This is a genomic window from bacterium (genome assembly GCA_030654305.1).
GTDB lineage: Bacteria > Krumholzibacteriota > Krumholzibacteriia > LZORAL124-64-63 > LZORAL124-64-63 > PNOJ01.
In genome coordinates, this window is sequence record JAURXS010000120.1 from 1 (window position 1) to 1,318 (window position 1,318).

The window sequence follows — 1,318 nt, forward strand, 5'->3', positions numbered from 1 at the left end:
CGAGCGCGAGGATCGGCAGGAAGTAGGACGAGGGGTCGGCCACGCCGTAGCTGAACGTCACGGCGCACTCGATGATGCAGCCGGCCGCGATCGCCAGCAGCAGCTGTCGGCGCGGCCCGGGGCCGGCCGTGCGGACCGCCACGCCGATCGCGAGAGCGGACAGGGCCAGGAACGGGTAGACGTAGAGCGCCAGGAAGCGCGCTTGGGCGGACGAAGGGTGGAAGTGTCCGAAGAACTCCCGGTACTGGGCGGCCCGCAGATGGTCGAGGACGGCTCCCCAGGCGGGGGCGAGCAGCGGCCACTGCACGGTCCCGGGGTGGAAGGCCCGCCAGGCGACGAAGCCGTAGGACAGCAGCGGCAACAGCAAGCCGGCCAGCGCCGGGGCGAACAGGCGCGCCGACAGGCCCCGCCGTCGCACCGGGATCGCGAGCGCGAGCGTCAGGGGCGCCGCCAGCAGCAGGGCCGTCGCGTGGTGCGCCAGCCCGAGGCCGCAGACCAGGCCCCAGGCGGCCGCGCCGCGCCGGGAGCCCGCGCCGGTGACGGCGGCGGACTCGTCCAGTCGCCCGAGCAGGCGCAGGGCCAGCAGCGCCGCGCCGCAGGACCAGGCCACGTGCCAAGAGCCGGTCTCGGCCAGCGTCGTCTCGAAGGTCCAGATGGGGTTCAGGCCGAAGAGAAGCACGGGCAGCCACGCCAGCACGGCGCCGCCGCGCCCGTCCGCGACCAGGCGGCGAGCCAAACGGTGCAGCAGCGCGACGGCCACCGCGCCGCCCAGCGCGCTCCAGGCGTTGGCGGCGTAGGCCCAGCCGACCCCGCAGGCGTGCAGGAGCGACACGAACGGGTGACCGAGCAGCGTGTAGAGCGGATAGCCCGTGGGGTGGGCGATGCCGCGGGTCGCCAGCACCAGCGTGAACTCCGCCGCGTCCTTGTCCCCGACCGCCGGCGGCGCGAGCACCAGGTAGAGGGCCAGCGCGCCGATCCCGGCCAGGAGCGAAGGCGTCCAGTCGGCGCTCCCGGCGAGGATCGCAGGAGATCCCGGTGTCGTTGGTTTGGTTCCTTTCACCATGGGGTGTCCCTTCCCGCGACGGTCCTCCGGCACCTTTCCTCCTTGGGATTGTAGAGCCCGACCGCCCGCGCGTCGATTCCTGCTTGCCGTCGCGACGGCGGCGATGGCGCCTTGACCGCCGACCGCCGCGTTCCTAAGGTGGTCCGGGAGGACATCATGAACGATCGATCTCGAGCCCCGGCCGTCCGCGGCGCCACCGTGTTCCTGACCGCGAGCCTGGCGCTGCTCGCCGCCGGCTGTGCGAGCGGGCCGCCG

General features: G+C 74.0%; 1 protein-coding gene. It reads right to left on the reverse strand.

The annotated features are described in order from the left end of the window. Positions 1 to 1,063: DUF2723 domain-containing protein (locus Q7W29_03205; protein ID MDO9170818.1), on the reverse strand; the 1,063-nt coding region annotated here is incomplete at its 3' end. Positions 1,064 to 1,318 lie beyond the last annotated feature (255 nt).